Genomic DNA, 26,377 nt, shown 5'->3' with positions numbered 1-26,377 from the left:
GGCCGCCGCGAGCCGGGCGCGCCGGGCCTCCAGGCGCCGGGCCGCCCACCGGGACGCCTCGGCGGCGCGCTCCGGCAGGTCGGCGAAGGCCTCGCCCTGCCAGAGGGCGAGCGCGTCGTCCAGCGCGGCGGCGGCCTTGGCCGGGTCCCCGTCGGCGAGGGCGCGGGTGCCCTCGCCGACGAGGCGCTCGAAGCGGTAGGCGTCCACGTCGTCGGGGGCGGCGCGGACCCACGCGCCGCCCTCGGCCGCGGCGATGGCGGCGGCGCCGAGCGCCCGCCGCAACCGGCCGACCAGGGCCTGGAGGGCGCCGGGCGCGTCGGCCGGGGGCGCGTCGCCCCACACGTCGTCGACCAGGACGGCGGCCGGCACGGTCCGCCCGGGCCGCCGGGCGAGCGCCGCGAGCAGGGCACGCAGCCGGGCGCCGCCGACGGGCACGAGGGTGCCGTCGGGGCGCAGGGCCCGGGTGACGCCTAGAACGCGGTAGCGCACGCTCCCATTGTCACCGCTCGCGCCCCGCACCCGAGTTCGGGCTCCGCCCGCGCGGCGCCCGACCCGGGCCGCGCCCGGCCGCCGCCGGGGAACCGCGGCACCGTCCCCGGACGTTCCCGTACTCCTGCTGTACGGTCGGGCAGGCCGCGCCGGGTGGTGTGGCCTGGGACGCCCGCGCCGGGCGTACGGCACCGCACGACCCCGGGAGTTCCGCACGATGACCGGCCACACCCACGGCGACCGCCGGGTCAGCCCCGTCTTCCTCGGCATCGCCGCCGTCACCGCGGTGAGCGGCTGGGCCGCCTGGACCGGGTTCGCGGACAACCCGGGCTTCGCCGTCTTCCTGTTCGTGACGGCGGCGTGGGTGGTGTCCCTGTGCCTGCACGAGTACGCGCACGCCCGCACGGCCCTGCACGGCGGCGACATCTCCGTCGGCGCGAAGGGCTACCTCACGCTGAACCCGCTGAAGTACACCCACGCGCTGCTCAGCATCGTGCTGCCGGTCCTCTTCGTCGTGATGGGCGGGATCGGCCTGCCCGGCGGCGCGGTGTTCATCGAGCGGGAGCGGATCCGGGGCCGCTGGCGGCACAGTCTGATCTCGGCGGCGGGCCCGCTGACGAACGCCCTGTTCGCGGTCGTGTGCACGGCGCCGTTCTGGCTGGACGCGCTGGACGGCGTCCCGGACACGTTCCGGTACGCGCTGGCGTTCCTCGCGCTGCTCCAGGTGACGGCGGCGATCCTGAACTTCCTGCCGGTGCCGGGCCTGGACGGCTACGGCGTCATCGAGCCGTGGCTGTCGTACTCGATTCGTCGCCAGGTGGAGCCGTTCGCGCCGTTCGGCCTGCTCGCGGTGTTCGGCATCCTGTGGATCCCGGAGGTCAACGAGGCGTTCTTCGACGCGGTGGACGCGATCCTGCGCGGCCTGGGCGTCGAGGAGTGGGACACGTACTGGGGGCAGCGCCTCTACCGCTTCTGGCAGGGCACCCCCGACGTCCCGGAGATCACCGGCTAGCGGTGGCCTCCCCCGCCGTCCGCCCGGCCCGGGCGCGGCGGAAGTAGTACCAGGTCATGTTGGACGACAGGCCCGCGAGCAGCACCCACACGATGCCGAGCATGCTGCCCTTGGCGAAGGAGACCACGGCGGCGGCGACGGACAGGACGCAGACGACGAGGGCGTACAGGGCGAGGCGGGGCATGGGGTGCGGCTCCTGTTCACAGCGCGGGGCATTCCGGGCGGACGTACCGCACCAGTGTCCCCCATGCCCGGCCCGCCGCCCGCACCCGGCTACACGTCGGTGACGCGCAGCCCCGCGTGCGCCTTGTAGCGCCGGTTGACGGAGATCAGGTTGGCCACGAGGGACTCGACCTGGTGGGCGTTGCGCAGCCGCCCGGCGAAGACGCCGCGCATGCCGGGGATCCGGGCGGCGAGCGCCTGCACCACGTCCGTGTCGGCGCGGCTCTCACCGAGCACCATGACGTCCGTGTCGATCTCCTCGACCGAGGCGTCCTGCAGGAGCACGGCCGACAGGTGGTGGAAGGCGGCCGTGACCCGGGACTCCGGCAGCAGGGCGGCGGCCTGCTCGGCGGCGCTGCCCTCCTCCGGGGTGAGGGCGTAGGCGCCCTTCTTGTCGAAGCCGAGCGGGTTCACGCAGTCGACGACGAGCTTGCCGGCGAGCGGCTCGCGCAGCGCTTCGAGGGTCTTGGCGTGGCCGTCCCAGGGCACGGCGACGATCACGACGTCGCTGCGCCGCGCGCACTCGGCGTTGTCCAGGCCCTCGACGCCGAGGCCGATCTCCGCGGCGGCGGCCTCGGCGCGCTCGGCGGCCCGGGAGCCGATGATCACCTTCTGCCCGGCGCGGGCGAACCGGTAGGCGAGCCCGCGCCCCTGGTCCCCGGTGCCGCCGAGGACGCCGACGACGAGCCCGGACACGTCGGGCAGGTCCCAGGGGTCCTTGGCGGGGGCCTTCTGCACACTTTCCGTGGAAGTCATGGTCAGACCTTACGTCCGCGCGTACGACGGCCGGTGCCGGTCGGCGCGGCTGGAGCCCCGCGTGTACCGGGGCCCGAGTCCCCGGTCAGCGGAACGGGCCGAACGGTCGCGGCAGCGGGCCGAACGGTCAGGGCAGCGGGTCGGCCGGGGGGCGGCGGAGCAGGTCGAGCGGCACGCGCCGGAAGGTGATCGTCTCGTACGGGCCGAAGTCCCCGGTCTCGTACAGCAGTCCGAGGGTCGACGCGTCGAGGCGCGCCAGGTCGGAGTAGGCGGCGGGCAGCCCGTCGACGGTGCGCACGGGGTACCAGGTGGTGCCGTCGTCGTCGCTCCTGTGGATGCTCATCCGGGCGCGGGCGGCGGGGTCGGCGGGGCCGGAGAAGAGCAGCAGGTCCGGGTCGCGGAGCTGGAGCACGCTGCACTCGACGACCGGCCCGGCCAGGCAGGCCTGCGGGCGGAACGGCTTGACGAGGCCGGCGCCGCCGTCGCGGGAGTGGGCGTCGGCGCGGTTGCCGGGGGCCGGGGAGTCGTTGCGGGTGTTGAAGTAGACGCGGCCGTCGGGGAGTTCGGCGGCGGTGGTCTCGTTGACGTTGATGTAGCCGTTGACGTTGTCGTCGACGTAGCCGATGCGCCAGCTCTCGCCGCGGTCGTCGCTGAGCAGGCTGTGGCCGCCGTTGTAGCGGCCCTCGGTGCCGGTGTCGCCACCGGTCGGCGGCAGCGAGTGGTTGGCGGGGACGACGACCCGGCCCCCGGTGAGCTGGAGGGCGTGACCCGGCGTGGTCGCGTACCAGCGCCAGTGCGACCGCTTCACCTGCTTGGTGATCTCACGGGGCGTGGACCAGGTGAGGCCGTCGTCGTCGCTGTGCTGCACCCAGACGCGGCGCCCGTCGGCCGCGGCGACCTGGCCGCGCCGGATGGCCTCCTCGGTGGCCTTGGCGGCGTTCCTGACCTGCACCAGCAGGATGCGGCCCGTGTCCAGGACGACGGGCGCCGGGTTCCCGGCGAGGTCGGTGCCGTTGGCGCCGACGACCTGGAGCGGGCCCCAGGTGCGGCCGCCGTCGGCGGACCGCTTCAGCACGATGTCGATGTTGCCGTGGTCCTCCTGCGAGCCGACGCGGCCCTCACAGAAGGCGAGGACGGTGCCGTCGTGCGTGACGACGACCGCCGGGATGCGGAAGCTGGCGTACCCTTCGCGGCCCGCCCGGAACGGGACGGACGTCTCAACTGTCTCCACTGCCATTCCCGCCCCTTCCCCATCCCGGGGGAATTCGGGGTGAACTCCCGCTGTACGTATGGCTTCGTGCTGCAGGATGCGCCGCATGGACGCGGTACGGGTCGCGCTGCTGCGCGACGTTCTCGACGGGACCGAGTGGCCGGGCGCCACGCGCCGCTTCGCCGGGGCGCTGCGCGCCAGCGTGCTGCCGCACGGCGGCGGCCTGCTCCTCGTGGGCACGCCCGAGTACGAGCCGTGGCACCTGGCCGCGCACCTCACCGACGAGGCCGCCTGGTCCGGCACGCCGGAGCTGACGCCGACCCTGATCAGCTACCGGCCGCGCCCCGGCGCGCCCGCGCACCTGTCGGCGGGGCTCGGGCGCGTGGAGGCGGCGCGGCGCGGGGAGACGCTGCTGGTGGTGGCGCCCGGCGCGCCCGCGCCGGAGCTGCTCTCCCGCGTCCACGACGCGCGGCGCGCGGGGGCGACGGTGTTCGCGCTCGGGGCGGACGGCGCGGCGGCGGACGAGCTCGGGGCGCTGGCCCACGAGGCCCTCGCCGTGCCGCGGGCCGGCGATCTCGACCTGGACACCGTCCAGCACCTGGTGAGCGCCGCGGCGGGCGAGAACGGCCTGCCCGCGCCCCGGCCCCGCCACCGCCTACGCGACCGCCTCTCCCGCCTCGCGGACCACCTGACGTCTCCCCCACCCCCACGCTGGTGACCCCCTGCCCCGGCCGGGCCGCCCCCCGGCACCGGGGTGCACGCTCGACCCCGGCACCGGGGAGGTGCACGCTCGACCCTGGCACCGGGGAGGTGCACGCTCGTCCCTGGCACCGGGGCTGCTGCGCCGCGCCCGGCCCTCCGCTGGGACCGGCCCTGGAGGCAGTGCGCGACCCTGCTGTCGTACGTCCCTTCCCACCCACCCACCCGTACCACCCCGGCTGCGCCTGCCGGACCCCGACGCGTAGCGCTGTCCCGCCGTCGCGGGTTCTCTCCCACCCACCCACCCGTACCACCCCGGCTGCGCCCGCCCGGCCCCGACGCAGAGCGCTTTCCCCGCCGTCGTGCGCTTTCTCCCACCCGCCCACCCGTGTCACCTCGGCTTGTCAGGGCCGGTGGCAATCGTCCCGCTGGGCACAGCCTCGCGTGCCTTGATGCCGAGCAGCAGACAGCGAGCGGCGGGCAGCCGAACGCGGCGGGACAGCGCTCCGCGTCGGGGCCGCGCCAGAGGGTGCGGTGTGACGGGTGGGAGGGCGGGAAGCATCCGCCGCGCAGCGGCGGACAGCCGACGACGACGGGAGAGCGCTCCGCGTCCGGGCCGCGCCTGGAGGCAGGGCGTCACGGGTGGGCGGGCGGGAAGCATCCGCCGCGCAGCGGCGGACAGCCGACGACGGCGGGACAGCGCTCCGCGTCGGGGCCGCGCCTGGAGGCGGGGTGAGACGGGCGGGGGGTGGGCAAGCATTGCCGCGCAGCGGCGGCGCGGCCCCGCCCAGCGGCGGCGCGGCCCGGCCCCGCCAAGGGCCCGCGCTCGGCGGCAGGCCCGGCTGGGCAGGCCCCGCCGAGGGTGCGCGGCCAGGGGTGGCCGCGCTAAGCCTCGCCGTCGCGCCGTGGCGCGGCCGCGTCGTGCCAGCGTGGGTCCCCCTCCCACTCCAGGTTCCGCTCCGCCGCGATCTCCATCGCATGCGCCGCCTCCTCGCGGGAGGCGTACGGACCGAACCGGTCCTTGCCGGGGCAGTCGGGCCCTTCCTCGACCTTCCGGTGCTCCAGGCAGTAGTACCACTCGCCCGGCTTGCCGGTGGTCCGCCGCTTGAACAGGGGCATGTCGGCTCCTTCCTTCCCCGCCATGCTGCCCCGTCCCCGCTCGTTAGACTCGCTGGCATGTCTGGCCAGTCACTGCTCGTACCAGGGGAGCTCTCTCCCACCCGTTCCGTGCCCGGGAACATCCGGCGTCCGGAGTACGTCGGCAAGCCCGCGCCGACGCCGTACACCGGGCCGGAGGTGCAGACCCCGGAGACCGTCGAGCTGATGCGCACGGCGGGCCGCATCGCCGCGCGGGCGATGGAGGAGGCGGCGAAGGCCATCGCGCCCGGCGTGACCACCGACGAGCTCGACCGGATCGCGCACGAGTACATGTGCGACCACGGCGCCTACCCCTCGACGCTGGGCTACCGCGGCTTCCCCAAGTCGCTGTGCGCCTCGGTCAACGAGGTCATCTGCCACGGCATCCCCGACTCGACCGTGCTGCGCGACGGCGACATCGTGAACCTCGACGTGACGGCGTACATCGGCGGCGTGCACGGCGACAACAACGCGACGTACCTGGTCGGCGACGTGGACGAGGAGTCGCGGCTGCTCGTGGAGCGCACCCGCGAGTCCCTGAACCGCGCCATCAAGGCCGTCAAGCCGGGCCGCCAGGTCAACATCATCGGCCGCGTCATCGAGTCGTACGCCAAGCGCTTCGGCTACGGCGTGGTCCGCGACTTCACCGGCCACGGCATCAACACGTCCTTCCACTCCGGGTTGATCATCCCGCACTACGACAGCCCGCACGCGACGACGGTCATGCAGCCGGGCATGACCTTCACGATCGAGCCGATGCTGACGCTCGGGACGCACGAGTACGACATGTGGGACGACGGCTGGACCGTCGTGACGAAGGACCGCAAGCGCACCGCGCAGTTCGAGCACACGCTGGTGGTGACGGAGAGCGGGGCGGAGATCCTCACGCTGCCGTGAGCCCGCGGGGCGGGTAACGTTTTTGCCGACAGGGTGTCGGGAACCAGTTGACTTAGGTAAGCCTAACTCGGATGATCGGTACGGCCACACTGGTTCCCCGCCCTTCTCGGCACCCGGAGGTCCGCATGGACTCGGCGATCCCCCAGCCCACCGCACCGTCCCCCTCCCCGTCCTCCCCGTCCTCCCCGGCCTCGTCGTCCTCGTCGGTCCCGTCGCCGTTCTCGGCCGTCATCCGTACCGCCTCCCACGAGCAGCACACGGAGGCGGAGACCTCGACGTTCATGAGCGATCTGCTGGGCGGCCACCTCGGCGTGGAGGCGTACGCGCGGTACACCGAACAGCTCTGGTTCGTGTACCGGGCGCTCGAGGACGGCGTCGAGGCCCTGCGGGAGGACCCCGTCGCCGGGCCGTTCCTCAAGGCCGAGCTGGAGCGCGTCGCCGAGCTGGAGCGGGACCTCGCCCACCTGCGCGGCGCGGGGTGGCGCGAGCGGGCCACCCCGCTGCCCGCGACGGCCGCGTACGCGGCGCGGATCGAGGAGTGCGTGCGGACCTGGCCCGGCGGCTACGTCGCGCACCACTACACCCGCTACCTCGGCGACCTCTCCGGCGGGCAGATCATCCGGGGCCGGGCCGAGAAGGCGTGGGGCTTCGCGCGCAAGGGGGACGGCGTGCGGTTCTACGTCTTCAAGGGGATCGCCAACCCGGCGGCGTTCAAGCGGAGTTACCGGGAGCTCCTCGACCGCCTGGACGTGGTGGTCCCCGACGAACTGGAGCGGCACCGGATCGTGGACGAGTGCAAGCGCGCGTTCGCCCTGAACACGGCCGTCTTCCGCGCCCTGGGCGAGGAGTTCCCCCGGGCCGCCTAGGACCGGCCGCCCCGGGCCGGGCCCCCGTTCACAGGGCCGGATGCCCGGGCAGGGCCACGCGGCCGCCCACCTCGATGAGCCCGCCCGGCCCGGGCGCCGTGAGGATCTGCGAACCGCGGCCCTGCGTGATGTTGAGGGCGCGGCCCAACTGGTGGGTGAGGAGCAGGGCCGCCGCCCCCGTGGCCTCGTCCTCGGCGACGCCGTCGTTCCGCCCGGGGAAGCCGCGCGCCCGCACCCGCCCGGCCGCCTCGTCCTCCCACGCCCAGGCGTAGACCCACTCCCCGGCGGGCGGCACCGCGAGCGCCTCCACCTCGGCCGCGGAGGCGTACGCGCGCAGCGTCCGCGCCGGGGCCCACCGCGCCCGCGCGGCGATCCAGGTGAACTCCCCGTCGTGGCGCGCCGCGACGACCCCTGCCGGGGTGACGAGCTCCGGCAGGTCCAGGAGCCACGCGGCGCCGACGCACGGGTGCCCGGCGAAGGGCAGCCGCGTGGTGGGGGTGTAGATGTCGATGTGCCCGCGCTCGGGGTCGTCGACGAACACCGTCTCGCTGAAGCCGAGTTTCCCGGCGAGGGCCTGCCGGGCCGCGCGGCCGGGCACGCGGCCGCCGTCGCGGACGACGCCGAGCTCGTTGCCGTACCGCCCGTCGGGCCCGCGGAAGACCCGCAGGACGTCGACCCCTTGGTGCACGTCGGGGACGCCGGGGGCCTCGGGAACGCCGGGGCCGCCGGAGGTGCCGGGGACATCAGGTGCGCGTTCGGTCACGCGGGCATTCAAGCACCTGGCGCCGCGTGGACCCGCGGCGCCAGGTGGGGAGTAAGGGGTGTCACACCCGGGCCGCGTGGCCCGGGCCCCACCGCCGCGCCGCGTACACGGCGCCCGCGCCCGTCGCGACGACCGCGCCCGCGACCCCGAGCAGCGCGCCCGAGGGCGCCCCGGTACCGGTCCGCGCCAGGGACCCGGCGCCGCCGCCCACGGACCCCGCCGGAGCGGTGCCGCCGGTGGTTCCGCCGGTGCCGGTCGACGCCGCACCGGCGCCGCCGGAGCCCGCGTCGTCCGGGGCGGACGCGGTGCGCGCCCCCGCGGACAGCTTGAGCTCGACCGTCACCGGGTCGATCCGGTCGCCCGCGCGGTAGGGGGAGCCCATGGTGTCGTTGGCGAACTGCTCGGCACCGGCCGCCGTGAACTTCGCGGGCACCTTGCTCAGCAGCACCACGTCGTTCTTCGCCGCGTACGACACCCGGGAGAGGTCGAGCGTCGCGAACTTCACGTCGCCCGCGGTCCGGCCCTGCGCCTTGACGTCGGCGTACAGCGTGCCCTTGGCGCCCCTGGCCTTGATCCTGAGGTCGCTGAAGGTCATGTCGATGCCGTGCGCCCGGTACCGGAACCGCACGCTGCCGCCGAAGGAGGCGTCCACCGTCTTCGCGCGCGCGTTCCACGTGGCCTTGGCGTACGGGAAGACGTAGCCGTTGGCCTTCTTCTTGGCGCCGCCGGCCGTGGTGACCGTGCCCCCGGCGGCGATGTACCGGCGGAAGCTCTCCTTCAGGCCCCAGGACAGGGTGCCGCCGACGACCTTCTTCGGCCTGGCCGGTGCCGTGGTCGGCCCGGCCGTCGGGGTGGGCTTCGCGGTCGGGGTCTTGGTGGGGCGCGGCTTCGCCGGGGTGCTCGGCGACGGCTTCGGGTCGGGGTCGGGGACGGGCGCGCCGGGCTTCACGGTGAGGGTGGCCGGGTCGAGCACCTCGCCCTCCTGGTACATGCCGTCGAAGGCCTTCGCCCCGGCGGCGGTCAGCTTCGCCGGGATGTCCTTGAGTACGGTCGTGCCGCCCTCGCCCTGGCCGGGGCGGACGCCGGTCAGGTCGAGCGTGGCGAGGTCGATGTCGTTCTGCCGGGCGCCGTTGAGCGCCACGTCCGCCTGGATGGCCCCGGTCGTGCCGCGGGTGCGCACCTTCACGTCCGCGAGGGTGATGTCGAAGCGGTGCGCGGTGGAGGTGAAGCGGACACCGCCCTGGAAGGCGGCCGTCAGGGCGTGGCTGCCGAGGTCGTACGTGCCCTTGGCGCCGCCGAAGGTGAACGCGCCGTTGCCCGGGGCCTGCGTGGCACCGCCGCTGGTGGTGATCTCACCCGCGGCCACCCTCTTCACGTACGTGCGGAACGACTTCTTCAGCCCCCAGTCCAGGGTGCCGCCCGCGAGGCTGAACACGGTCGGCGCCTGCGGGGCGCGGGCGGCGGGCTCGTCGGCCGCGGACTTGTGGGCCGCGGGCTTCTCGCGTGCGGACTTGTCGGCCGCGGACGTGTCGGGGGTCGCTCCGGCGGTGGGCTCATCGGCCGCGAACGCGGGCAGCGCGAGGGCGCTCGCGCCGAGCGTGGCGGCCGTCGCTATGGCGGCGGCGCGGATGAGGGGGCGGCGGATGGCTGCCATGGTCGGTCTTCTCCTCGGGGGACGGAGGGATGGGGTGGGGGTGGGGGTGGGGGCGCGAGTACGAGTGCGGGTGCGGATGCGGGTGCAGGAGTACGGGTGCGGGTGCGGGTGCGCGAGGGTGTGCGGGGCGGAGGCGCGGGCCGCGGGCGTCGCCGGGCGGAGACAGCCCCGTCCCGCGCGGCCGCCCCCGCGAGGGGGCCGCTACTCCCGTGGCGGAGCCGGAGCCCCGTCGCCGGGCTCAGCCACCCCGCCCGCCACAGCCGCCCCGTCAACGCCAGCCCCGGCCCCGGCCCCGGCGTCGGCCCGGCCCGCGCCCCGGCGCCGCGTGACGCCGAAGCCGAGCGCGCCCGCCACCAGCAGGGCGGCGACGGCCGTGAGCGTGATCGGGAGGGCGGGTGACGCGTCGTCGGCGGAGGCCTCCCCGGCGGCGGCCTCCTCCGACCGCGGCTGCCCGGCCTTGTCGGGCGCGGCCTGCCCGGATCCGGCCCGCGCGGACGAGCCGAGGTCCGGCAGCGCGGGCAGCTCCGCCTTCTCGTCGACGGCGACGGCCAGCGAGACGGGGTCCATCGCGGTGCCCGCCTTGTAAAGGGAGCCGAAGGCCCTGGACCCGTCGGCGGTGAGCTTCGCGGGCGCCTCGGTGACGGCGATCAGGCCGTCGCGGGGCGTGAGCCGGGCGAGTGCCGGGCCGGTGAAGGTGACGAGCGGGGCCTTCTTCCGCGTGAAGTCCGCGCTGGTGACGTCGGCGTAGAGGGTGCCCTTGCCGTCCTTCACGCCGACGGCGACCCGGTCGATGCGGAGGTCGAGCCCGTGGCGGCCGGTGAAGCGGACGGCTCCGGCGAAGCGCGCGTCGAGGGTGCGCCTCTTCGTGTCGTACGTGCCCTCGCCGCGCGGGAAGCGGAAGAGCGCGCCGCCGTCCTGGGCGCCGCCGGACAGCGTCCACCCGCCCTTGGCGAGGGAGCCGGAGTCGTACTCGCGGAACGTGCGGCGCACGCCCCAGTCGACGACGGCGGCGTCCTCGAAGCGCCCGGCCGCCCCGGTCCGCCGCCCCTCGGTGCCGTCGGTGCCGTCGCGCTTCTCCCCCGCGGACTTCCCGGGGTTCCCGGGCTTCCCGGACGGCTCGGCGCGCGGCTCCGTGGCGGCGCGGGCCGCGAGGTCCGTCGACAGGCTCACCGGGTCGAGCTTCGTGCCGGCCGGGTAGTAGCCCGCGAAGGCCTCGGCGCCGCGCGCGGTGAGCGTGGCGGGGACGTTCGTCAGGGCGATCGGTCCCGTGCCGCCCTTCATGGCGATGCCGGACAGGTCGAGCGAGGCGAGCGGCACCTGCCGGGCCGAGGTGAGCTTCCCGGTGGCCTTCTCCTTGCTGACCATGTCGGCGTAGAGCGTGCCGGAACCGCCGGAGACGGCGACCGTGGGCCGGCTGACCGTCAGGTCGAGCTGGTACGCCGAGCCCTTCTTGTGCCCGGTGAAGTGGACCCCGCCCGAGAAGGCGGCGCGGAAGGCGCCGCTCTCCGGGTCGTAGGAGCCCGTCGCCGAGTGGAAGCGGAACTGGCTGCCGCCGACGGTCGCGGCGCCGCCCTGCAGGCTCCAACTGCCGCGCGCCACCGGCCCGGTGACATAGCTCTGGAAGGAGGACCTGATGCCCCAGTCGAGCCTGCCGCCCTGGACGTCCCGGGCGTCGGCGCGGGCCGCGGCCGCCGGGAGCAGGGCCCCGGCGACTCCGGCGAGGGCGGCGACGACGGCCAGGAGACCGCGTGCGCCGGTTCCGGCGCGGGCGCCGCGGTGGCGCGGACGCGACGGTCTGGACGACGGCATGGGGATCCTCCAGTGCTGGCGGGCTAGATCCTTAGGTAAGGCTAACCTAAACTACCCTTGCCTCAGGGGGAACCACGGCAACCACACGACAGGACGGTGGACTTCGGTGCGCAGCCCGCGCAGACCGCGCTCACTCCGGACGGCCGGCACTTCGGCGGCCCTGCTCGCCCTCACCCTCGCCCTCACCCTCACCGGGTGCGGAACCTCCGGTGACGGGGGTTCAGGGAACGCCGGGCCACGGGCGGAAGGCGTCCGCGCCGACCGTGTCGAACCCCTCGCGGACCGGCCGCCGACGGCGCGGCTCCCGGTGACCGTGGACTCCGCCGACGGCAGGAGGGTCACGGTCGAGGACACGCGCCGCGTGGTGCCGCTCAGCGGCGGCCTGAACGAGATCGTGTTCACCCTCGGCCTCGGCGGGCGCGTGGTGGCGCGCGACATCACCGCCACCTTCGACCAGGCCAGGCACCTGCCGGTGGTGACCCGCGCGCACGACGTGTCGGCGGAGAGCGTGCTCTCGCTGAAGCCGGGCGTCGTCCTCGCCGAGACCACCACAGGCCCCGCCGAGGCCCTCGACCAGATCCGCGACGCGGGCGTCCCCGTCGTCGTCCTCGCCCCGGCCAAGGGCCTGAAAGACGTCGGCCCGCGCATCGAAGCCGTCGCCGAGGCCCTCGGCGTACCGAAGGCGGGCCGGGCCCTGACGGCCCGTACGGAACAGCGGATCGCCACGGTGCGCGCGTCCGCGCCGAGCCGGGGGAAGAAGCCGCGCGTGGCCTTCCTCTATCTGCGCGGCTCGGCCTCCGTCTACCTGCTCGGCGGCCGGGACTCCGGCGCGAGCTCGCTCCTGGAGGCGGCGGGCGCCGTCGACGCGGGCGAGGCGTCCGGCCTGCGCAAGGACTTCACGCCCCTCACCAGCGAGGCCCTCGCGAAGGCCGCGCCCGACGCGATCCTGGTGATGTCCAAGGGGCTCGACTCCGTCGGCGGTGTCGACGGCCTGGTGAAGATCCCGGGCGTCGCCGAGACGCCCGCGGGCATGGACCGCCGCGTGGTGTCCGTGGAGGACGGGGTCCTGCTGAACTACGGCCCGCGCACCGACCGGGTGCTCGCCTCGCTCGTCGAGCAGCTCCACGGGAAGGACGCCAGGTGACGGTCGCCGCCGGGCCCGTCGATGCGGCTCCCCCGCAGGACACGGCCGGGGCGCCGCGCGGACGCCGCCGGGCCCCCGTGCTCCTCGCCGCCGCCCTCGCCGCCGCGCTCGCCGTCCTGTGCCTGCTGTCCGCGGGCCTCGGCGCGTACGACATCCCGCTCGGCGACGTCCTGGCCTCCGTCCGGCACCGCGTGGGCCTCGGCGGGCACGCCCTCGACCGGGTGCCGGAGAGCGTGCTGTGGAACGTGCGGCTGCCGCGGGTGGTGCTCGCGCTGCTGGTGGGCGCCGCGCTGGGGTGCGCGGGCGCGCTGACGCAGGGCGTGTTCGGCAACCCGCTCGCCGAACCGGGTGTCATCGGCGTCTCCTCCGGCGCGGCCGTGGGCGCGGTCGCCTCGATCGCGCTCGGCCTGACCTTCCTCGGCACCTGGACGGTCACCGTCTTCGCCTTCGTGGCCGGTCTGGTGACGGTGCTGCTCGTGTACGTCCTGTCCCGCGAGGGCGGCCGTACGGACGTGGTGACGCTGATCCTGACCGGCATCGCCGTGAACGCCTTCGCGGGCGCGCTGATCGGCCTGTTCCTGTTCTTCGCCGACACCGCGCAGGTCTCGCAGATCACGTTCTGGCAGCTCGGTTCGCTCGCCCAGGCCACCTGGCCGAAGGTGCTCGCCGTGCTGCCGTGCGCGGCGGCCGGGCTGCTCCTCGCGCCGCTGTCCGCGCGGAAGCTGGACCTGCTGGCGCTCGGCGAGCGGCCCGCGCGCCACCTGGGCGTGGACGTGGAGCGGCTGCGGATGGTCCTGGTGCTCGTGGTGGCGCTGCTCACGGCCGCCGCCGTGGCGGTGGCCGGGGTCATCACGTTCGTGGGGCTGCTCGTGCCGCACCTGCTGCGGATGGCGGCCGGGCCCGGGCACCGCTTCCTGGTGCCGGGCAGCGCGCTCGGCGGGGCCGTGGTGCTCGTCGGCGCCGACCTCGCGGCCCGGACCGTGGCCGCGCCCGCCGAGCTGCCGCTGGGCGTGCTCACCGCGCTGCTCGGCAGCCCGTTCTTCTTCTGGCTGCTGCGCAGGACCCGCCGCGGGCAAGGGGGTTGGGCATGACCACCGTGATCGGCCGGGCGGGCAGGCGGCTGTTCGGGGCCCGGGAGCGCGCGCTGCCCGAGCCGGCCGCGCCGGGCGACGTCCTCGCCGAGGCCGCCGGCGTTCGGCTCGACCTCGGCGGCGGCGCTGCCCTCCGGGGCGCCTCGGTGGCCGCTCGCGCGGGCGAGGTCCTCGCCCTCGTCGGCCCGAACGGCGCGGGCAAGTCCACGCTGCTGGCCGCGCTCGCCGCCGACCTGCCCGTCGCCTCCGGTGCCGTACGGATCTGCGGCCGGGCCGCCGGTGACTGGTCCGCGGCCGACCTCGCGCTGCGCCGGGCCGTGCTGCCGCAGGCGGCGACGCTGTCGTTCCCCTTCCCCGTCGAGGACGTGGTCCGGATGGGGCGCGCGCCCTGGGCCGGGACGCGCCGCGAGGAGGACGACGACGCGGCCGTCCGCGCGGCGATGGCGGCCACGGAGACCGGCGCGTTCGCCCGGCGGCCGTTCTCCGCGCTCAGCGGCGGCGAGCGGGCCCGGGTCGCGCTGGCCCGCGTCCTCGCCCAGCGGACGCCGCTGCTGCTGCTCGACGAGCCGACGGCCGCGCTCGACCTGCGCCACCAGGAGCTGGTCCTCGGGATCTGCCGGGAGCGGGCCGCCGCGGGCGTGGCCGTGGTCGTCGTCCTGCACGACCTGGGGCTCGCGGCGGCGTACGCGGACCGGGCGGTGGTGCTGTGCGCGGGCCGGGTGGCGGCGGACGGCGCGCCCGGCGACGTCTTCGAGGAGACCCTGCTCTCCGACGTGTACCAGCAGCCCGTCGAGGTGTTCCCGCACCCCCGCACGGGGGCCACGCTGGTCGCGCCCCGGCGCTCCGCCTAGATTCACCTCGTGCGCGCGTTCGACGCCGGGCCGCACGGTCCGGCTCCCGGCGGCGCTGTTCACGGGGGAGGCACGGGGCGATGTGGGGGACGTACGTGACCGGGCTGCGCGGCGGGCTCGAAGCGGCGGTGGCCGTGGGCCTGCTGCTCGCGTACGCGGCGGTGGCCCGGCGGCGGGACGCGCGCGGCCCGGTGGCCGCGGGGGCCGGGGCCGCGGGGGCGCTCTGCCTCGGCTTCGGCTGCGCGTTCACCTTCGGCTCGCGGGAGTTGACGTACCTCGCCCACGAGACCCTGGGCGGCGTCCTGTCGGTGCTCGCGGCCGGGGCGCTGACGTGGCTGGTGGTGCGGGCGCGGCGGGACGCGGCGCCGTGGGCCGCGGCGGCCTTCCTGGGCGTGGCCCGCGAGGGCCTGGTGACCTCCGAGTCCCTGTGGGAGTCGGTGCGGGCGGCACGCGAGGGCACGGGCGCGCCGTCGGCGGGGCTGCTGCTCGGCCTGTTGACCGCGGCGGTGCTCGCGGCGCTGCTCGCCCGCGGGGCGGCCCGCCTGCCCGGGGCCTGGGCGGGGGTGCCGCTCGCCCTGGTGGCGGCGGGCGGCCTGGCCTCCGGGGTGCGCCACCTCCAGGAGGCGGGGCGCGTCGGGGGCCTGGAAACCCGGGCGTTCGACGTGGTGGCCGCGGTCCCGCCGGACAGTTGGTACGGGGCGCTGCTGCAGGGCGTCTGCGGCTTCCAGCCGGGCCCGACGGCGCTCCAGGCGGCGGTGTGGGCGCTGTACCTGGTGCCGGTGCTCGTGCTGGCGCGCTCCCGCATGCTCGCGCCGGACGGGCCACCGGTAGGGTTCGGGCCCGGTAAGGGGTAGGTGAAGGGGTCCCATGATCAGGGTTCGCAGGCTCAGGCGGCTCGGCACCTCGGCGGCAGCGGTGGCCGCCCTGTCGGTGACGGCGAGCGGGTGCGTGACGGTGCACGGCGAGCGGGAGGTCGTCCCCGCGGCGACGAAGCCCGAGGCCGCCCGCGCCGTCAAGGACTTCCTGCGCGCCTACAACGCGGCCGACAAGGCGTACGACCCCGCCCTGGACGCGGCCCGCGTGACCGGTCCGCTCGGGGCCATCAACCAGGCGGGTCTGAAGGCCCGGCAGGCCCAGCACCCGGGCGGCAACCCCCGGCACGTGCCGCTGGCGTTCACGGACGTGCGGTACTCCATCCCCAAGAAGGCGGGCTGGCCCCGGTTCTTCGTCGTGGACGCGCTCGGCAACCGCAAGCCGCACGGCTACCGCTGGCTGATGGTCTTCACCCGCGGCGGCAACGACCAGCCGTGGGAGGCCGCGTACCTGAACCTGGTGCTGCCGGAGCGGATCCCCGCCCTGAAGAAGGACGAGGACGGGTACGCGGAGCCGGTCGCCGCCGGCAGGGCCGGGCTCGCGGTGGCGCCCCGGCGGCTCGGCAAGGAGTACACGGCGTATCTGCGGTCGGGCGGCGACACGTTCGCGCCGGGCCCGCACACCTCGCAGTGGAAGGCGGCCCGTGACCGGAACAAGAAGCGGCTCGGCCTGGCCGTGCAGTACCTGGACCAGCCGCAGAACACCGGCGCGTTCGCGCCCGTGGGGCTGCGCACCCGTGACGGCGGCGCGCTCGTCTTCTTCTCCACCCACCACTACGAGAAGCAGACCGCGTCCAAGGGCCTCACGGTGCCCGTGCAGCCGGACGTCAAGGCCCTGATGAAGGGCGAGGCGAAGCAGTCGGTCACGCTGGAGCGCGTCTCGAACCAGGTCTCCCTGACCCCCGAGGGGTCGGGCGAGGTGAAGATACTCAGCCGCATGCAGGGCCTGGTGGGCGCGACGGGCGAGTAGGCGCACGGACCCGGGAGCGCCGGGGGCTCAGCCCCGCAGCGGCCAGGCCGCGACGTCCTCCCGGGGCTCCCCCGCGTACCGCGCGCACTCGTCCGTGAGGATCTCCAGGAGCGTCAGCGGGTCGGGCAGCGGGAACTCCGGCCCCCGCACCCAGCGGACCCCGAGGTCACCCGGCAGCCGCGCCGGCGGTACGAGCACGTAGGACCCGCGGCAGTGCCAGCGCAGCCCCGGGTGCTCGTCCATCGTCTCGGGGTGGCAGTCCAGCTCGCACGGCCACCACTCGTCCTCGTCCTCCGGCGTGCCCCGCGTCGCCGTGAAGAAGAGCATCCGGCCCTGGTCGTGCGCCCCGTCGGACTCGGCGACGGGCCCCACCTCGACGCCCTGGGCGAGCAGCCGCTCCAGCGCGGCGCGCCCGGCCTCCAGGGGCACGTCGAGGACGTCGTGCACCATGCCGGTGGCGGTGATGAAGTTGGCCTGCGGCTGGTGCCGGGCCCAGCGCTCGATCTGCGCGCGGTCCGTCGTGGACTGCGTCTGCCAGGCGAAGGAGACGGGGTGGCGGGCGGGCGTGGGACAGCCGATGCGGTCGCAGGAGCAGCGGTACCCGGCCGGGTGCGCGGCGGGGGCGAGCGGCAGTCCCGCGGCGGCGACGGCGAGCAGCAGGTCCTCACGGCGCGCGCCCTCGGCCTCACCGTCCGCGTCCGCGCGGGAGCGCCGGCGAAGCCACTGGGAGATCCTGCTCTGCGCGCCGGACGTCCGGCCGAACTCTGCGCCCATCTATCCCCTCACCTCGCCGTCGTGCGGAACAGCATGACCTATGGTCGCACCATCCTGCTCCTCGGGGGGCCGTAGCCCACATCCGGGGTAGCTGGGGTGATGCAAGGCGGTGGGTGACATACCGCGTCAATACGGGCGAAGAGCCGTTTTCCACTCCTACGGTGGTCGCCATGGTCACACGGACTGTGCTGTCAGGCGTCACCGCCCTGGCCCTCACCGGGCCCTCCGCGTTCCTGGCCCCGCTGGAGTGGGGCGGCGGCCCGCTCACCGTGGACGCGCTGCCGCCGCTCGTCTACACCGCCCACCGCGGCGGCGCCCTGGAGGTGCCGGAGAACAGCATGTCGGGCCTGGTCGCGGCGGTCGAGCGGGGCACGGCGCAGGTCATCGACGCCGATACGCGGATGCTGCGCGACGGCACGCTGGTGGTGATGCACGACGCGACCCTGGACCGCACGACGTACGCCCGGGGCCCGGTCCGCGCGCTGACCGCCCGGGACTGGGAGCGCGTACGGCTGCGGCCGCCCGCGCACGTGCCCGGGCGGTGGCGTGAGGAGCGGCCGCCGACGGTGGCGGAGGTCCTGGACCGGTTCGGCGGGCGGGTCATGCTGATGCTGGAGGCGAAGGACCCGCGGAGCCTGTCCCGGCTGAGCGACATGATCCACGCGCGCGGCCTGGCCCGGTCGGTGTTCGTGAACTCCAACCGGCCGTGGGTGGCCCGGCGCGCGCACCGGCTCGGGCTGCTCGCGCAGCTCTGGCGGTCGAGCAGCCAGCTCCGCACGGACCGCCCGGAGCGCTGGGCGCCGTTCGTCGACGTCCTGGACGTGGACTACAAGGCGCGCGACGAGGACCTGCGGCGGGCGGTCAACTCCGGCATCCCGCGCGTGTGGGCGCACACGGTGACCACCCCGGCGCAGCGCGACCGGGTGCTCCGGCTCGGCTGCGACGGGGTCATCACGGACGCGCCCGGGCTGCTGTCCCGGACGCCGGTCGCGGGCGGGGCGAAGGCGGAGCGGCGCCCGCCGGGAAGGGCCGCCGCGGCGGGGGCCGCGCCGCCGGGTGAGCGCGCCGGGCGGCGTCCGCTCAGCGGGGCGTGATCCCGTACAGGGCGTACTCGACGAGCCGGTCGGCGTAGGCGTGGCTGAGCGGGCCGGTGCGCTGCATCCAGCGCTGGGCGAGCGGGCCGGTCCACAGTTCGAGGGCGATGCGCACGTCGACGTGGGGGGCGACCTCGCCGCGCTCCTGGCCGGCGCGCAGCCGCCGCACGTAGTGCTGGAGCTGCGGTTCGAGGAGCTTCTCGACGAAGTCGGCGCCGAGCTGCTCGTTGACGACCCCCTCGGCGGCGAGCGCGCGGGCCGGGGCGTCGAACTTGGGGTCCGTCATCTCGTCGACGGTGGCGCGCAGCACGTACTTGAGGTCGGCCTCCAGGTCACCGGTGTCCGGGATGTCCTGCGCGGGCTCGGCGAGGCCGGCCTTCTCGCTGAGCTGGGCGTTGGCCTGCTCGGCGAGGTCGAGGAAGGCGTCGAGCAGCACGGCGCCCTTGGAGGGCCACCAGCGGTAGATGGTCTGCTTGCCGACGCCGGCGCGGGCGGCGATGGCCTCGATGGTCATCTTGCCGTAGCCGACCTCGCCGACGAGTTCGAGAGCGGCGTCGTAGATCGCGCGGCGCGAACGCTCGCTGCGGCGCGTGGAGTCAGGTGCGGTCTTCTGGGCCATGCCGTCGAATGTAGCAGCGCCACGAGACGCCGCGTCTCACCATGCCCCGCGCGCCTCGGAAATGACTGGACTAGACGATACGTCTCGGCTATCTTCGATGTACGACGAGACGCCCCGTCTCGTCGGTGACGCCCCTACGATCACGGAGGTACCACCATGGCGCGAGGCGGATCCGGCATGCTCGGCGTCGGCGGCACGCGCAGCAACCTGTCGCGCAAGGCACTGCGCGGCGGCAGCGGCGCGGGGCGCCCCGGCGGCGGGCTCAGCCCCCAGGCGCAGAAGCGCGAACTGCTGCGCAGACTCCAGGAGAACCGGGCGGCGGGCGGCGGGTCGTGAGCCCCGGACGTCCCCGCCCGGGCGGGCAATCGTCCGCCGGAACGTTCGATTCGTGAGCAATTCTCCGCCCACACCGCAGTTGGACAGCGACAGAACACTGCGCGAAGGCTCCTCAGACCTCACCATGGGCAGCAACAGCCCCTGCGGTTCGTGAGGAGCCTTCGTTGGATCACGTCGCCCGGCGCGCCACACCCCGGCGCTACCTGATGTGCCCACCCGTGCACTTCAAGGTCACGTACTCCATCAATCCGTGGATGGACCCCGCCAAGCCCGTGGACGTCCCGCTGGCCGTCGCCCAGTGGGAAGACCTGCGCGACCGCTACCGCTCGCTCGGCCATACCGTCGAGGAGCTCGAACCCCGCCCCGACCTGCCGGACATGGTCTTCGCGGCCAACGGCGCCACCGTGGTCGACGGCCGGGTCCTCGGCGCGAGCTTCGCCTACCCCGAGCGGCAGCCGGAGGCCGCGGCGCACCTGGAGTGGTTCCGCGCCCACGGCTTCCGCCACGTCCACGAGCCGACCCACATCAACGAGGGCGAGGGGGACTTCGCCGTCACGTCGTCGTACGTCCTCGCGGGCCGCGGCTTCCGCGCCAGCCCGCTGTCGCACGGCGAGGCCCAGGAGGTCTTCGGCCGCCCCGTCATCGGCCTCGACCTCGTCGACCCGCGCTACTACCACCTGGACACCGCCCTCGCGGTCCTGGACGACGCGACGGACGACGTCATGTACTACCCGGGCGCGTTCTCGCCCGGCAGCCAGGCCGTGCTGCGGCGGCTGTTCCCCGACGCGCTGATCGCCGAGGAGCCGGACGCGGTGGCGCTCGGCCTGAACGCGGTCTCCGACGGCCTGCACGTGCTGCTCCCGCAGGCCGCCGTCGGTCTCTTCCAGCCGCTGCGCGACCGCGGCTACGAGCCGATCGGCATGGACCTGAGCGAGCTGCTCAAGGGCGGCGGCAGCGTCAAGTGCTGCACGCAGGAGCTGCGGCAGCACTGACCTTGCCCGCGCGGGCGGCCCCCGGCCGCCCGCCTCCCCCTCGCCCGGCCGGCGCGGCGGCGCCCTCAGGACCCCAGGTCCGCCGGGCACAGGCGGCGCGGGCGGCCGTCGCCGCGCAGCCTGGCGTCCACACAGCCCCCGGGCAGGCCCCCGCGGGCCTTGCTGCCGAAGTTGGCCGTGACGGTCAGGACGCCGTCGCCGAAGACCGTGCGCTGCAGGGTCCGGTCGGCGGTCAGCCACCGGAAGGACGTGAGGCGCTCGGTGCCCGCGGCCCGGTGCAGCGGCGCGAAGTACCGCTGGAGCGCCGCGAGTTCCCGCCCCTGCCGCGCGCTCTCCGTACCGTCCAGGACGTAGTTCAGGGGCCGGTTGGAGAGCATCGCGAGCAGCGCGCGGCGGGTCTTCTCGGCGGGCAGCTTCCCGTACGACAGCTCCCAGCGCTCGACGCTGACGGTGGAGCCGTGCAGGGCTGTCCCGTACAACGGGACGCGGTAGCGCGGGTCGTACATCGCCGTGGCGAGCGCGGCCGGGAGCCGGACCGGCGTGAAGAAGGCCTTCGGGGCGCCCTCCGGGTAGTAGCCGCCCCATTCCTCCCGGTTCTTCTCCAGTGCCCACAGGCCGTCGGCGGCCGGGGTCGCGCTGCCGTGGTCGAAGGCGAGGACCCGGTTGGCCCACGCCTACGCGGTCTCGGAGCCGAGCACGAGGCCGGAGCCGGTGAGGCGGCGCATCCGGGCCAGGCGGTGGGCGCGGTCCTCGGCCTTGGTCATGGGGTGGCGCGGGGAGTGGTCGCGGAACAGCTCGCCGGTGGCGTCCACGTCCAGGAAGTAGCTGTCGGCGCCGTTGCGCACCATCGCACGGGTGCGGTCCGCCAAGTGGTGGCGCGCGGGCTCGGCGCGCTCGAACGCGGCGGAGCTCAGGTAGCAGCCCCGGCCGCCGAACCCGGTGCGGGGGCGGCCGTCGGCGTCGCGGACGCAGAAGTCCGGGTACACCCGGTCCGGCCACACGGACGTGGGGCTGTCGGCGCCCTTCGGGTCCTGCCCGTTGGCGAACGTGTCGTAAGGGCCGACGAGGTACCCGGCGGCCTTCGCCGCGGCGACGGCCCGCGCGTCCATGGGGCGCGGCCCGGCGTCGTACCCGAGCCACATCCGGTCGACGCCGAGCGCCCGCAGCCGCCGGACGCCCCCGGCGGTGCGGGCCTTCCCCCACACATAGGCGTGGAAGGCGCCGAGCAGCTTGCGGGCGGCCGGGGTCCTGCGGAACTTCTCGCGCAGGCTGCCGAGTTGCCCGCGCTCGGCGAGGTACGCGCGGTAGTCGGCGGCGGGCGCGACCGGGTTGCCGTCGGTCAGGGCGAGGGTGACGGTGTAGGCGCCGGTGCCGTCGGCGCGGCGGAAGTCGTGCCGGGCGGTGGCGCGCAGCCGCCCGCCCGCCGCGGTGAGGGCGAGGGAGGTGCCGAGGTCGGTCGGGGTCAGGTAGCTGACGCCGTACCGCCCGGCGGACCAGCCCCACAGCGGCAGCGTGAGGTCGCCGCCCACGTCGAGGTCCGTGCCCGCGAGGCGGCCCCCGCCGGTGACCCAGAACGGGTCGGCCACCGGAATGTCGAGCCCTTCCCCGCGCGGCAGTTGCAGGCTCGCCGACCGCGGCGCGCCCACCCCGGTGACGGGCCAGCGCAGTGAGGTGTCGCGGCGCGCGCCGAAGCTCAGCGAGAGCCGCCCGTGGTCGGCGCGGGCCGTGACGTCGAGCCCGCGCGCGGGGTAGCTCCAGCGCACGAGCCCGCCGGCCCCCCGGCGCACCGGCCCCGGCTTCCCGAGCGGCGTGGCCGCGGCGGCCGAGAGCAGCCGGTCGTGCCCGCCCCGGGTGCGGGCGCGCACGGCGAGCGTGGCGGTGTCGACGAGGGCGGTCCCCCCACGGACGGCGACCGCGACGGTGCCGCCGCGCGCCACCTCCGGCACGGCGGCCCGGGCGGTGGCCCCGCCGGCGAGGAGCACGAGGGCCAGGCCCAGGGCTGTGGTGGCGGTGGCTGTGGTTGTGGGTGCGGTTGTGGTCGGCATGGTGACGTGGATAGTCGCCGGCCCTAAGGGAGTTATAAGAGGAGGCAGTGGTTCCGCCCCGTCCGGCGCCCGGGGGCGAGGTGCGAAGTGTCCGGCCCGCCTTCCGGCCGCCACCTCCTCGGAAGATTCACAGCATGGTCTAGACCAAGAGGGGTACGCTTCCCTCGCCACGCATGACGACCCCACTCCCATGCGTGACATCGCTTGTCATGTGCATGCTTGTCCGTTTCGTACGGACAAGAACCCACCCCCACGGAGGAGTTGGCATGAAGAGCAAGAAGACGCTGGCCGTCGCCATCGGTGCGGGCATCGCCCCGCTCCTGGCCGTGACCCTGCCCGCCGGCAGCGCGAGCGCGCACGGCTACATCTCCTCGCCGCCCAGCCGGCAGGCCCAGTGCGCCTCCGGCGTCGTCTCGTGCGGCGCCATCAAGTACGAGCCGCAGAGCGTCGAGGGCCCCAAGGGCCTGACCAGTTGCAGCGGCGGCAACGCCGCGTTCGCCGAGCTCGACAACGACGCCAAGGGCTGGAAGGTCACCCCAGTCAGCAGGACGACCAGCTTCAACTGGCGGCTGACCGCCCGCCACGCCACCAGCACCTGGCAGTACTACGCGGGCGGCCGCAAGATCGCCGAGTTCAACGACGGCGGGGCGCGGCCCGGCGAGACCGTCACCCACCAGGTGAACTTCGGCAGCCTCACCGGCAAGCAGAAGGTTCTGGCCGTGTGGAACATCGCCGACACCCCGAACGCCTTCTACGCCTGCGTGGACGTCAACGTGCGCTGACCCGCCACCGCACCACAGCACCACCGTTCCACCGCACCACAGCACCACCGTTCCACCGCATCACAGCACCACCGCACCACCGCACCACCGTTCCACAGCACCACCGTTCGATGCGCACGACCCGGCTCCGCCGGTGCCCGGAGCGGGCGAGCACCGTCCGCTCCGGGCGCCCCCCGGCCCCCGGCCCCCACCGAGATGAGGTCCCATGAACCGCCACCCAGTCACCGCCCGCGCGGCCGCCGTGGCCCTGCTGGCCACCGGTCTCGCCGCAGGTCTCGCCGCAGGCCCTGCCGCCGCGGCTCCCGCCGCCTCCGGGGGCAAGGCTCGTGTCGGCGCCGACTGGGCGACGCAGTCCCTCACCTTCACCGCGGCCCCGGGGCAGGTCAACGACCTCCACGTGGTCCCGATGGATCAGGGCGACGGGGTCCGGCGCATCGGCTTCCGCGACGCGGTCCCGCTCCAGCCGGACGACCACTGCGCGTACCTGGAACCGGGCGACGAGACGTACGTCGTCTGCGAACTGCCCACCGACGGCGCCCGGCCGGACCGGATCGACGTCTTCCTCGGCGACGGCGACGACGAGATCGCCACCAGCGACGCCGGGGTCGCCACCGTCAGCGGCGGGCCCGGTGACGACACCCTGCACGCCCACACCGCCCACACGGTCCGGGGCGACGGGGGAGACGACATGGTCATGGGGCGCGTCGTCCTGGACGGCGGCGACGGCGCGGACCACCTGATGGGCGACGACGGCGACCAGCGGATGTGGGGCGGCCGGGGCGACGACATGGTCGAGGGGTACGGCGGCAAGGACCTCGTGCACGCGGGCTCCGGCCGCGACCACGTCATGGGCGGCGACGGCGACGACGGCCTCCTCGGCGGCTCCGGCGACGACATGCTGCACGGCGAGGGCGGCGACGACCTGATCGTCGGCGGCTCCGGCAAGGACACCGTCCAGGGCGGCCCGGGCCGGGACGTCGTCCTGCCGTAGGCCGGGCCCGGGACGCCCGCCCCGCAACCGGGGTGGAGCCGCGCTAGACCTCCGGCCAGGCATCGCCCCAGTCGGCGTCCCGCGCCTCCCGGTACAGGGCTCCGTGCCGCTTCGTCACCGTCGCCTTGCGCAGGGCCACGTCGGCGTCGCAGAGGTCGAGGAGGACCTGGCCCTTGCGGATCTGGGGCCTGCGGACGACGCGGCGGGCGGCGGGCGCGAGGCCATCGGCGGCGGGGCCGGGGTCGCGGACGGCGGCGACGTAGGAGAACTTCTCGTCCTCGTAGGCCAGGGAGCCGCCCTTGACCCGGCGGTGCAGCGAGGAGCGGCTGACCCGGGCGGAGAAGTGGCACCAGTCGGTGCCCGGCACGATCGGGCAGGTGTCGCTGTGCGGGCAGGGCGCGGCCACGCGGAACCCGGCGGCGACGAGCCGGTCGCGGGCCGCGATGACGCGGGCGTAGCCGTCGGGGGTGCCGGGCTCGACGACCACGACGGCGTCGGTGGCGGCGCGCGCGGCGACGTCCACGACCCGGGCCCGGTCGTCCTCGGTGAGCTCGCCGAGGACGTACGAGATGGTGACGAGGGCGGTGGGCGCCACGGTGAGCGAGGCGTCGATACGGGCCCGCTGCCACCGGGCGCCGGTCAGCCCGGGGTGGTGTGCGGCGAGCTCGCGGCCGAGGGCGAGCGCGGGTTCGGCCCAGTCGAGGACGGTGACGGGCCGCTCGCCCGGCCAGGTGGCGCCGACCGCCCAGGTGGCGGCGCCCGTGCCGCCGCCGATGTCGGTGTGCGCGGCCGGGGCCCAGCCCGCCGGGGCCGCGGCGGCGAACGCCCGCAGCGCGGCGTGGACGGCCTCGAACGTGGCGGGCATGCGGTAGGCCGCGTACGCGGCGACGTCGGCGCGGTCCCGCAGGATGGGGGCCCCGGTCGGGGTGTCGCCCCGGTAGTTCGCGATGAGCCGGTCCACGGCGGTGGCGGCGGCGCGGGGCGGCAGGTCCTCCAGGAGGCCGGTGAGGGCGGCGCGGAGGGTGTCTGCGGGGGAAGGGTGGTCGTGCACCTGGCGATTTTAGACGGCCGGGGGCCGGGCTCCGGCGGGGCGCCCCTTTCCCGGGGCCGGGGGATGCCACCCCTGGAGCCCGTTCTCCCGGCGCTCCGCGCCTCGTCCGCAAGCGCCGGACGGGCTGGGCTACCTCAGCGGACGGCGCGCGCCAGCATCGTGGCGGCCCGGGCGCGAGGTCCGTTGTCCGGCGGGCGCCGCCGCGGGTGCACCGTGTTGGCCAGCAGGATCAGGAACGTGTCCGTGGCGCGGTCGAGGACCAGGGACGTGCCGGTGAAGCCGGTGTGGCCGGCCGCCCCGCGTCCCGCGAGTTCGCCCATGAACCACTCCTGGTCGACGTTGAAGCCGAGGCCGGGCGGCCGGAGCATCAGGTCGACGTGGGCGGGGCCCAGGACCCGGGCGGAGCCGTAGGCGCCGCCGCACAGCAGGGCCCGGCAGAACACGGCCAGGTCCCGGGCCGTGGAGAAGATCCCGGCGTGGCCCGCCACGCCCCCGAGGGCCCACGCGTTCTCGTCGTGGACCTCGCCGCGCAGCATGCCCCGGTCGGCCTTCGCCCAGGGCCTGCGCTGGTCCTCGGTTGCGGCGGCGCCCGGCCGGGGCCCGAAGCCGGTGGCGGTCATGCCGAGCGGCCGGGTGATGCCGTCGCGGACGAGCGCGTCGAGGGGCCGCCGGGTGACGCGCTGGAGCACGTGCTGGAGCAGGAGCAGGTTCAGGTCGGAGTAGCGGTACGTGCCCGGCGGGCCGGACGGCGCCTCGGTGCGCAGCGCGCGCAGCCGCGCCGCCGCGTCCGGCAGGTCGTACAGCGGCAGCTCGGGGCGGAGGCCGGAGGTGTGGGTGAGGAGCTGGCGCACGGTGGTGCCGTGCGCGGCGGCGGCCGTGAACTCCGGGACGTACGCCGCGACCGGCCGGTCGAGCGCGAGGGTGCCGCGCTCCAGTTGCTGCACCGCCGCGACGGTCGTGAACAGCTTCGTCAGCGAGGCCAGGTCGAAGGGCGTGTCCACGGTCGTCGGCACGCGCCGCCCGGGCGGCAGCTCCACCCCGGCGTCGGCCCGCTCGTCGTACGCGGCGTACCGCACCGCCCAGCCCGCCGCCTCGGCCACGGCCACGACGGGGCCCCGGCCGACCAGGACCACGGCGCCCGCGCACCAGGGGCGGGGGCCGCGCGTCGCCTCCCGTACGCCGTCGACGAGGCCGGCCAGCGCGTCGGCGTCGAGTCCGGCGCGGTCGGGCGTGGCCGGACGCAGGGTCCGA

Annotated in this window: 26 protein-coding genes and 1 pseudogene; 14 read left to right on the top strand and 13 right to left on the bottom strand. The window is 75.6% G+C overall.

Translation table 11 applies throughout. The annotated features are described in order from the left end of the window. The coding region (locus IE330_RS14595) for an AfsR/SARP family transcriptional regulator (protein ID WP_190136408.1) at nt 1-489 on the bottom strand (489 nt) is incomplete at its 3' end. A 217-nt stretch (nt 490-706) separates the two neighbouring features. Here IE330_RS14595 and IE330_RS14590 point away from each other — a divergent pair. After that, a complete protein-coding gene (locus tag IE330_RS14590; protein ID WP_190136407.1) occupies nt 707-1,501 on the top strand; it encodes a site-2 protease family protein in 795 nt (264 codons plus the stop codon). Here the strand turns inward: IE330_RS14590 and IE330_RS14585 are convergent. The 3 genes from IE330_RS14585 to IE330_RS14575 form a co-directional block, all read right to left on the bottom strand. After that, nucleotides 1,491-1,685, bottom strand: a complete 195-nt coding sequence (locus IE330_RS14585; RefSeq protein WP_190136406.1) for a hypothetical protein — start codon at nt 1,683-1,685, stop codon at nt 1,491-1,493. The genes IE330_RS14590 and IE330_RS14585 overlap by 11 nt on opposite strands. A gap of 89 nt (nt 1,686-1,774) precedes the next feature. Then, nucleotides 1,775-2,479, bottom strand: a complete 705-nt coding sequence (npdG, locus tag IE330_RS14580) for an NADPH-dependent F420 reductase (protein WP_190136405.1) — start codon at nt 2,477-2,479, stop codon at nt 1,775-1,777. A 127-nt stretch (nt 2,480-2,606) separates the two neighbouring features. Next, nucleotides 2,607-3,716 carry a sialidase family protein gene (locus IE330_RS14575; protein ID WP_190136404.1) on the bottom strand — a complete coding sequence of 370 codons (1,110 nt, stop codon included), beginning with the start codon at nt 3,714-3,716 and terminating at the stop codon, nt 2,607-2,609. A gap of 79 nt (nt 3,717-3,795) precedes the next feature. Between IE330_RS14575 and IE330_RS14570 the strand changes: the two genes are divergently transcribed. Beyond that, a complete protein-coding gene (locus IE330_RS14570; protein ID WP_190136403.1) occupies nt 3,796-4,407 on the top strand; it encodes a hypothetical protein in 612 nt (203 codons plus the stop codon). Nucleotides 4,408-5,273: 866 nt separating this feature from the next. Here the strand turns inward: IE330_RS14570 and IE330_RS14565 are convergent. Beyond that, entirely contained in the window at nt 5,274-5,507 is a 234-nt protein-coding gene (locus IE330_RS14565; protein ID WP_190136402.1) for a hypothetical protein, read from the bottom strand. A gap of 57 nt (nt 5,508-5,564) precedes the next feature. Between IE330_RS14565 and map the strand changes: the two genes are divergently transcribed. Both map and IE330_RS14555 read left to right on the top strand, forming a co-directional pair. Further along, a complete protein-coding gene (gene map, locus IE330_RS14560; protein ID WP_190136401.1) occupies nt 5,565-6,422 on the top strand; it encodes a type I methionyl aminopeptidase in 858 nt (285 codons plus the stop codon). A 125-nt stretch (nt 6,423-6,547) separates the two neighbouring features. Further along, nucleotides 6,548-7,288: a biliverdin-producing heme oxygenase gene (locus IE330_RS14555; protein WP_190136400.1), complete on the top strand. Its 741-nt coding sequence runs from the start codon at nt 6,548-6,550 to the stop codon at nt 7,286-7,288. A 28-nt stretch (nt 7,289-7,316) separates the two neighbouring features. Here the strand turns inward: IE330_RS14555 and IE330_RS14550 are convergent, their stop codons facing one another. The 3 genes from IE330_RS14550 to IE330_RS14540 form a co-directional block, all read right to left on the bottom strand. Then, nucleotides 7,317-7,976 carry a PhzF family phenazine biosynthesis protein gene (locus tag IE330_RS14550; RefSeq protein ID WP_190136414.1) on the bottom strand — a complete coding sequence of 220 codons (660 nt, stop codon included), beginning with the start codon at nt 7,974-7,976 and terminating at the stop codon, nt 7,317-7,319. A 136-nt stretch (nt 7,977-8,112) separates the two neighbouring features. Beyond that, complete coding sequence (locus IE330_RS14545; RefSeq protein WP_190136399.1) at nt 8,113-9,705, bottom strand: HtaA domain-containing protein; 1,593 nt, start codon at nt 9,703-9,705, stop codon at nt 8,113-8,115. A 201-nt stretch (nt 9,706-9,906) separates the two neighbouring features. Continuing rightward, a complete protein-coding gene (locus IE330_RS14540) occupies nt 9,907-11,514 on the bottom strand; it encodes an HtaA domain-containing protein (RefSeq protein WP_190136398.1) in 1,608 nt (535 codons plus the stop codon). 106 nt (nt 11,515-11,620) lie between these two features. On the opposite strand from IE330_RS14540, the gene IE330_RS14535 reads away from it, so the two are divergent. The 5 genes from IE330_RS14535 (at nt 11,621) to IE330_RS14515 (ending at nt 16,442) form a co-directional block, all read left to right on the top strand. Then, entirely contained in the window at nt 11,621-12,658 is a 1,038-nt protein-coding gene (locus IE330_RS14535; protein ID WP_229925639.1) for a heme/hemin ABC transporter substrate-binding protein, read from the top strand. Then, nucleotides 12,655-13,749, top strand: a complete 1,095-nt coding sequence (locus IE330_RS14530; protein ID WP_190136396.1) for a FecCD family ABC transporter permease — start codon at nt 12,655-12,657, stop codon at nt 13,747-13,749. The genes IE330_RS14535 and IE330_RS14530 overlap by 4 nt, the downstream gene beginning before the upstream one ends. Beyond that, nucleotides 13,746-14,600, top strand: coding sequence for a heme ABC transporter ATP-binding protein (locus IE330_RS14525; RefSeq protein ID WP_190136395.1), 855 nt, complete (start codon nt 13,746-13,748; stop codon nt 14,598-14,600). Before IE330_RS14530 ends, IE330_RS14525 begins: the two co-directional genes overlap by 4 nt. 80 nt (nt 14,601-14,680) lie before the next feature. Continuing rightward, nucleotides 14,681-15,454, top strand: a complete 774-nt coding sequence (locus tag IE330_RS14520; RefSeq protein WP_190136394.1) for an FTR1 family protein — start codon at nt 14,681-14,683, stop codon at nt 15,452-15,454. 13 nt (nt 15,455-15,467) lie between these two features. Beyond that, nucleotides 15,468-16,442, top strand: coding sequence for an SCO2278 family lipoprotein (locus IE330_RS14515; protein ID WP_190136393.1), 975 nt, complete (start codon nt 15,468-15,470; stop codon nt 16,440-16,442). Nucleotides 16,443-16,469: 27 nt separating this feature from the next. Here the strand turns inward: IE330_RS14515 and IE330_RS14510 are convergent, their stop codons facing one another. Next, complete coding sequence (locus IE330_RS14510; RefSeq protein WP_190136392.1) at nt 16,470-17,216, bottom strand: bifunctional DNA primase/polymerase; 747 nt, start codon at nt 17,214-17,216, stop codon at nt 16,470-16,472. Between the two features lie 170 nt (nt 17,217-17,386). On the opposite strand from IE330_RS14510, the gene IE330_RS14505 reads away from it, so the two are divergent. Then, nucleotides 17,387-18,310 (top strand): glycerophosphodiester phosphodiesterase, encoded by a 924-nt coding sequence (locus IE330_RS14505; protein ID WP_190136391.1) that lies wholly within the window; start codon nt 17,387-17,389, stop codon nt 18,308-18,310. Here the strand turns inward: IE330_RS14505 and IE330_RS14500 are convergent. Further along, complete coding sequence (locus IE330_RS14500; RefSeq protein ID WP_190136390.1) at nt 18,297-18,929, bottom strand: TetR/AcrR family transcriptional regulator; 633 nt, start codon at nt 18,927-18,929, stop codon at nt 18,297-18,299. The genes IE330_RS14505 and IE330_RS14500 overlap by 14 nt on opposite strands. Before the next feature lie 156 nt (nt 18,930-19,085). Here IE330_RS14500 and IE330_RS14495 point away from each other — a divergent pair, with 156 nt between their 5' ends. Then, nucleotides 19,086-19,265 carry a DUF6243 family protein gene (locus tag IE330_RS14495; RefSeq protein WP_190136415.1) on the top strand — a complete coding sequence of 60 codons (180 nt, stop codon included), beginning with the start codon at nt 19,086-19,088 and terminating at the stop codon, nt 19,263-19,265. Nucleotides 19,266-19,429: 164 nt separating this feature from the next. Continuing rightward, the gene (gene ddaH / locus IE330_RS14490) at nt 19,430-20,257 is read left to right on the top strand and encodes a dimethylargininase (protein ID WP_373314650.1); all 828 of its coding nucleotides are present in this window, start codon (nt 19,430-19,432) and stop codon (nt 20,255-20,257) included. Nucleotides 20,258-20,322: 65 nt separating this feature from the next. Here the strand turns inward: ddaH and IE330_RS14485 are convergent. Further along, nucleotides 20,323-22,302: pseudogene (locus tag IE330_RS14485) on the bottom strand (glycoside hydrolase). A 266-nt stretch (nt 22,303-22,568) separates the two neighbouring features. Here IE330_RS14485 and IE330_RS14480 point away from each other — a divergent pair. After that, complete coding sequence (locus IE330_RS14480) at nt 22,569-23,084, top strand: lytic polysaccharide monooxygenase auxiliary activity family 9 protein (RefSeq protein ID WP_190136389.1); 516 nt, start codon at nt 22,569-22,571, stop codon at nt 23,082-23,084. 205 nt (nt 23,085-23,289) lie between these two features. After that, complete coding sequence (locus IE330_RS14475; protein ID WP_190136388.1) at nt 23,290-24,075, top strand: calcium-binding protein; 786 nt, start codon at nt 23,290-23,292, stop codon at nt 24,073-24,075. Between the two features lie 43 nt (nt 24,076-24,118). On the opposite strand, the gene IE330_RS14470 is transcribed toward IE330_RS14475, so the two are convergent. Both IE330_RS14470 and IE330_RS14465 read right to left on the bottom strand, forming a co-directional pair. Beyond that, nucleotides 24,119-25,126 (bottom strand): small ribosomal subunit Rsm22 family protein, encoded by a 1,008-nt coding sequence (locus IE330_RS14470; protein ID WP_190136387.1) that lies wholly within the window; start codon nt 25,124-25,126, stop codon nt 24,119-24,121. A gap of 134 nt (nt 25,127-25,260) precedes the next feature. Beyond that, complete coding sequence (locus tag IE330_RS14465; protein ID WP_229925641.1) at nt 25,261-26,325, bottom strand: serine hydrolase domain-containing protein; 1,065 nt, start codon at nt 26,323-26,325, stop codon at nt 25,261-25,263. Nucleotides 26,326-26,377: the final 52 nt, after the last annotated feature.

The sequence above is a fragment of the Streptomyces longispororuber genome (genome assembly GCF_014656095.1).
Taxonomy (GTDB): Bacteria; Actinomycetota; Actinomycetes; order Streptomycetales; family Streptomycetaceae; genus Streptomyces; species Streptomyces longispororuber.
Note: the sequence above shows the minus strand (reverse complement) of the source record. Positions and strands in the feature narration are given on the sequence as shown.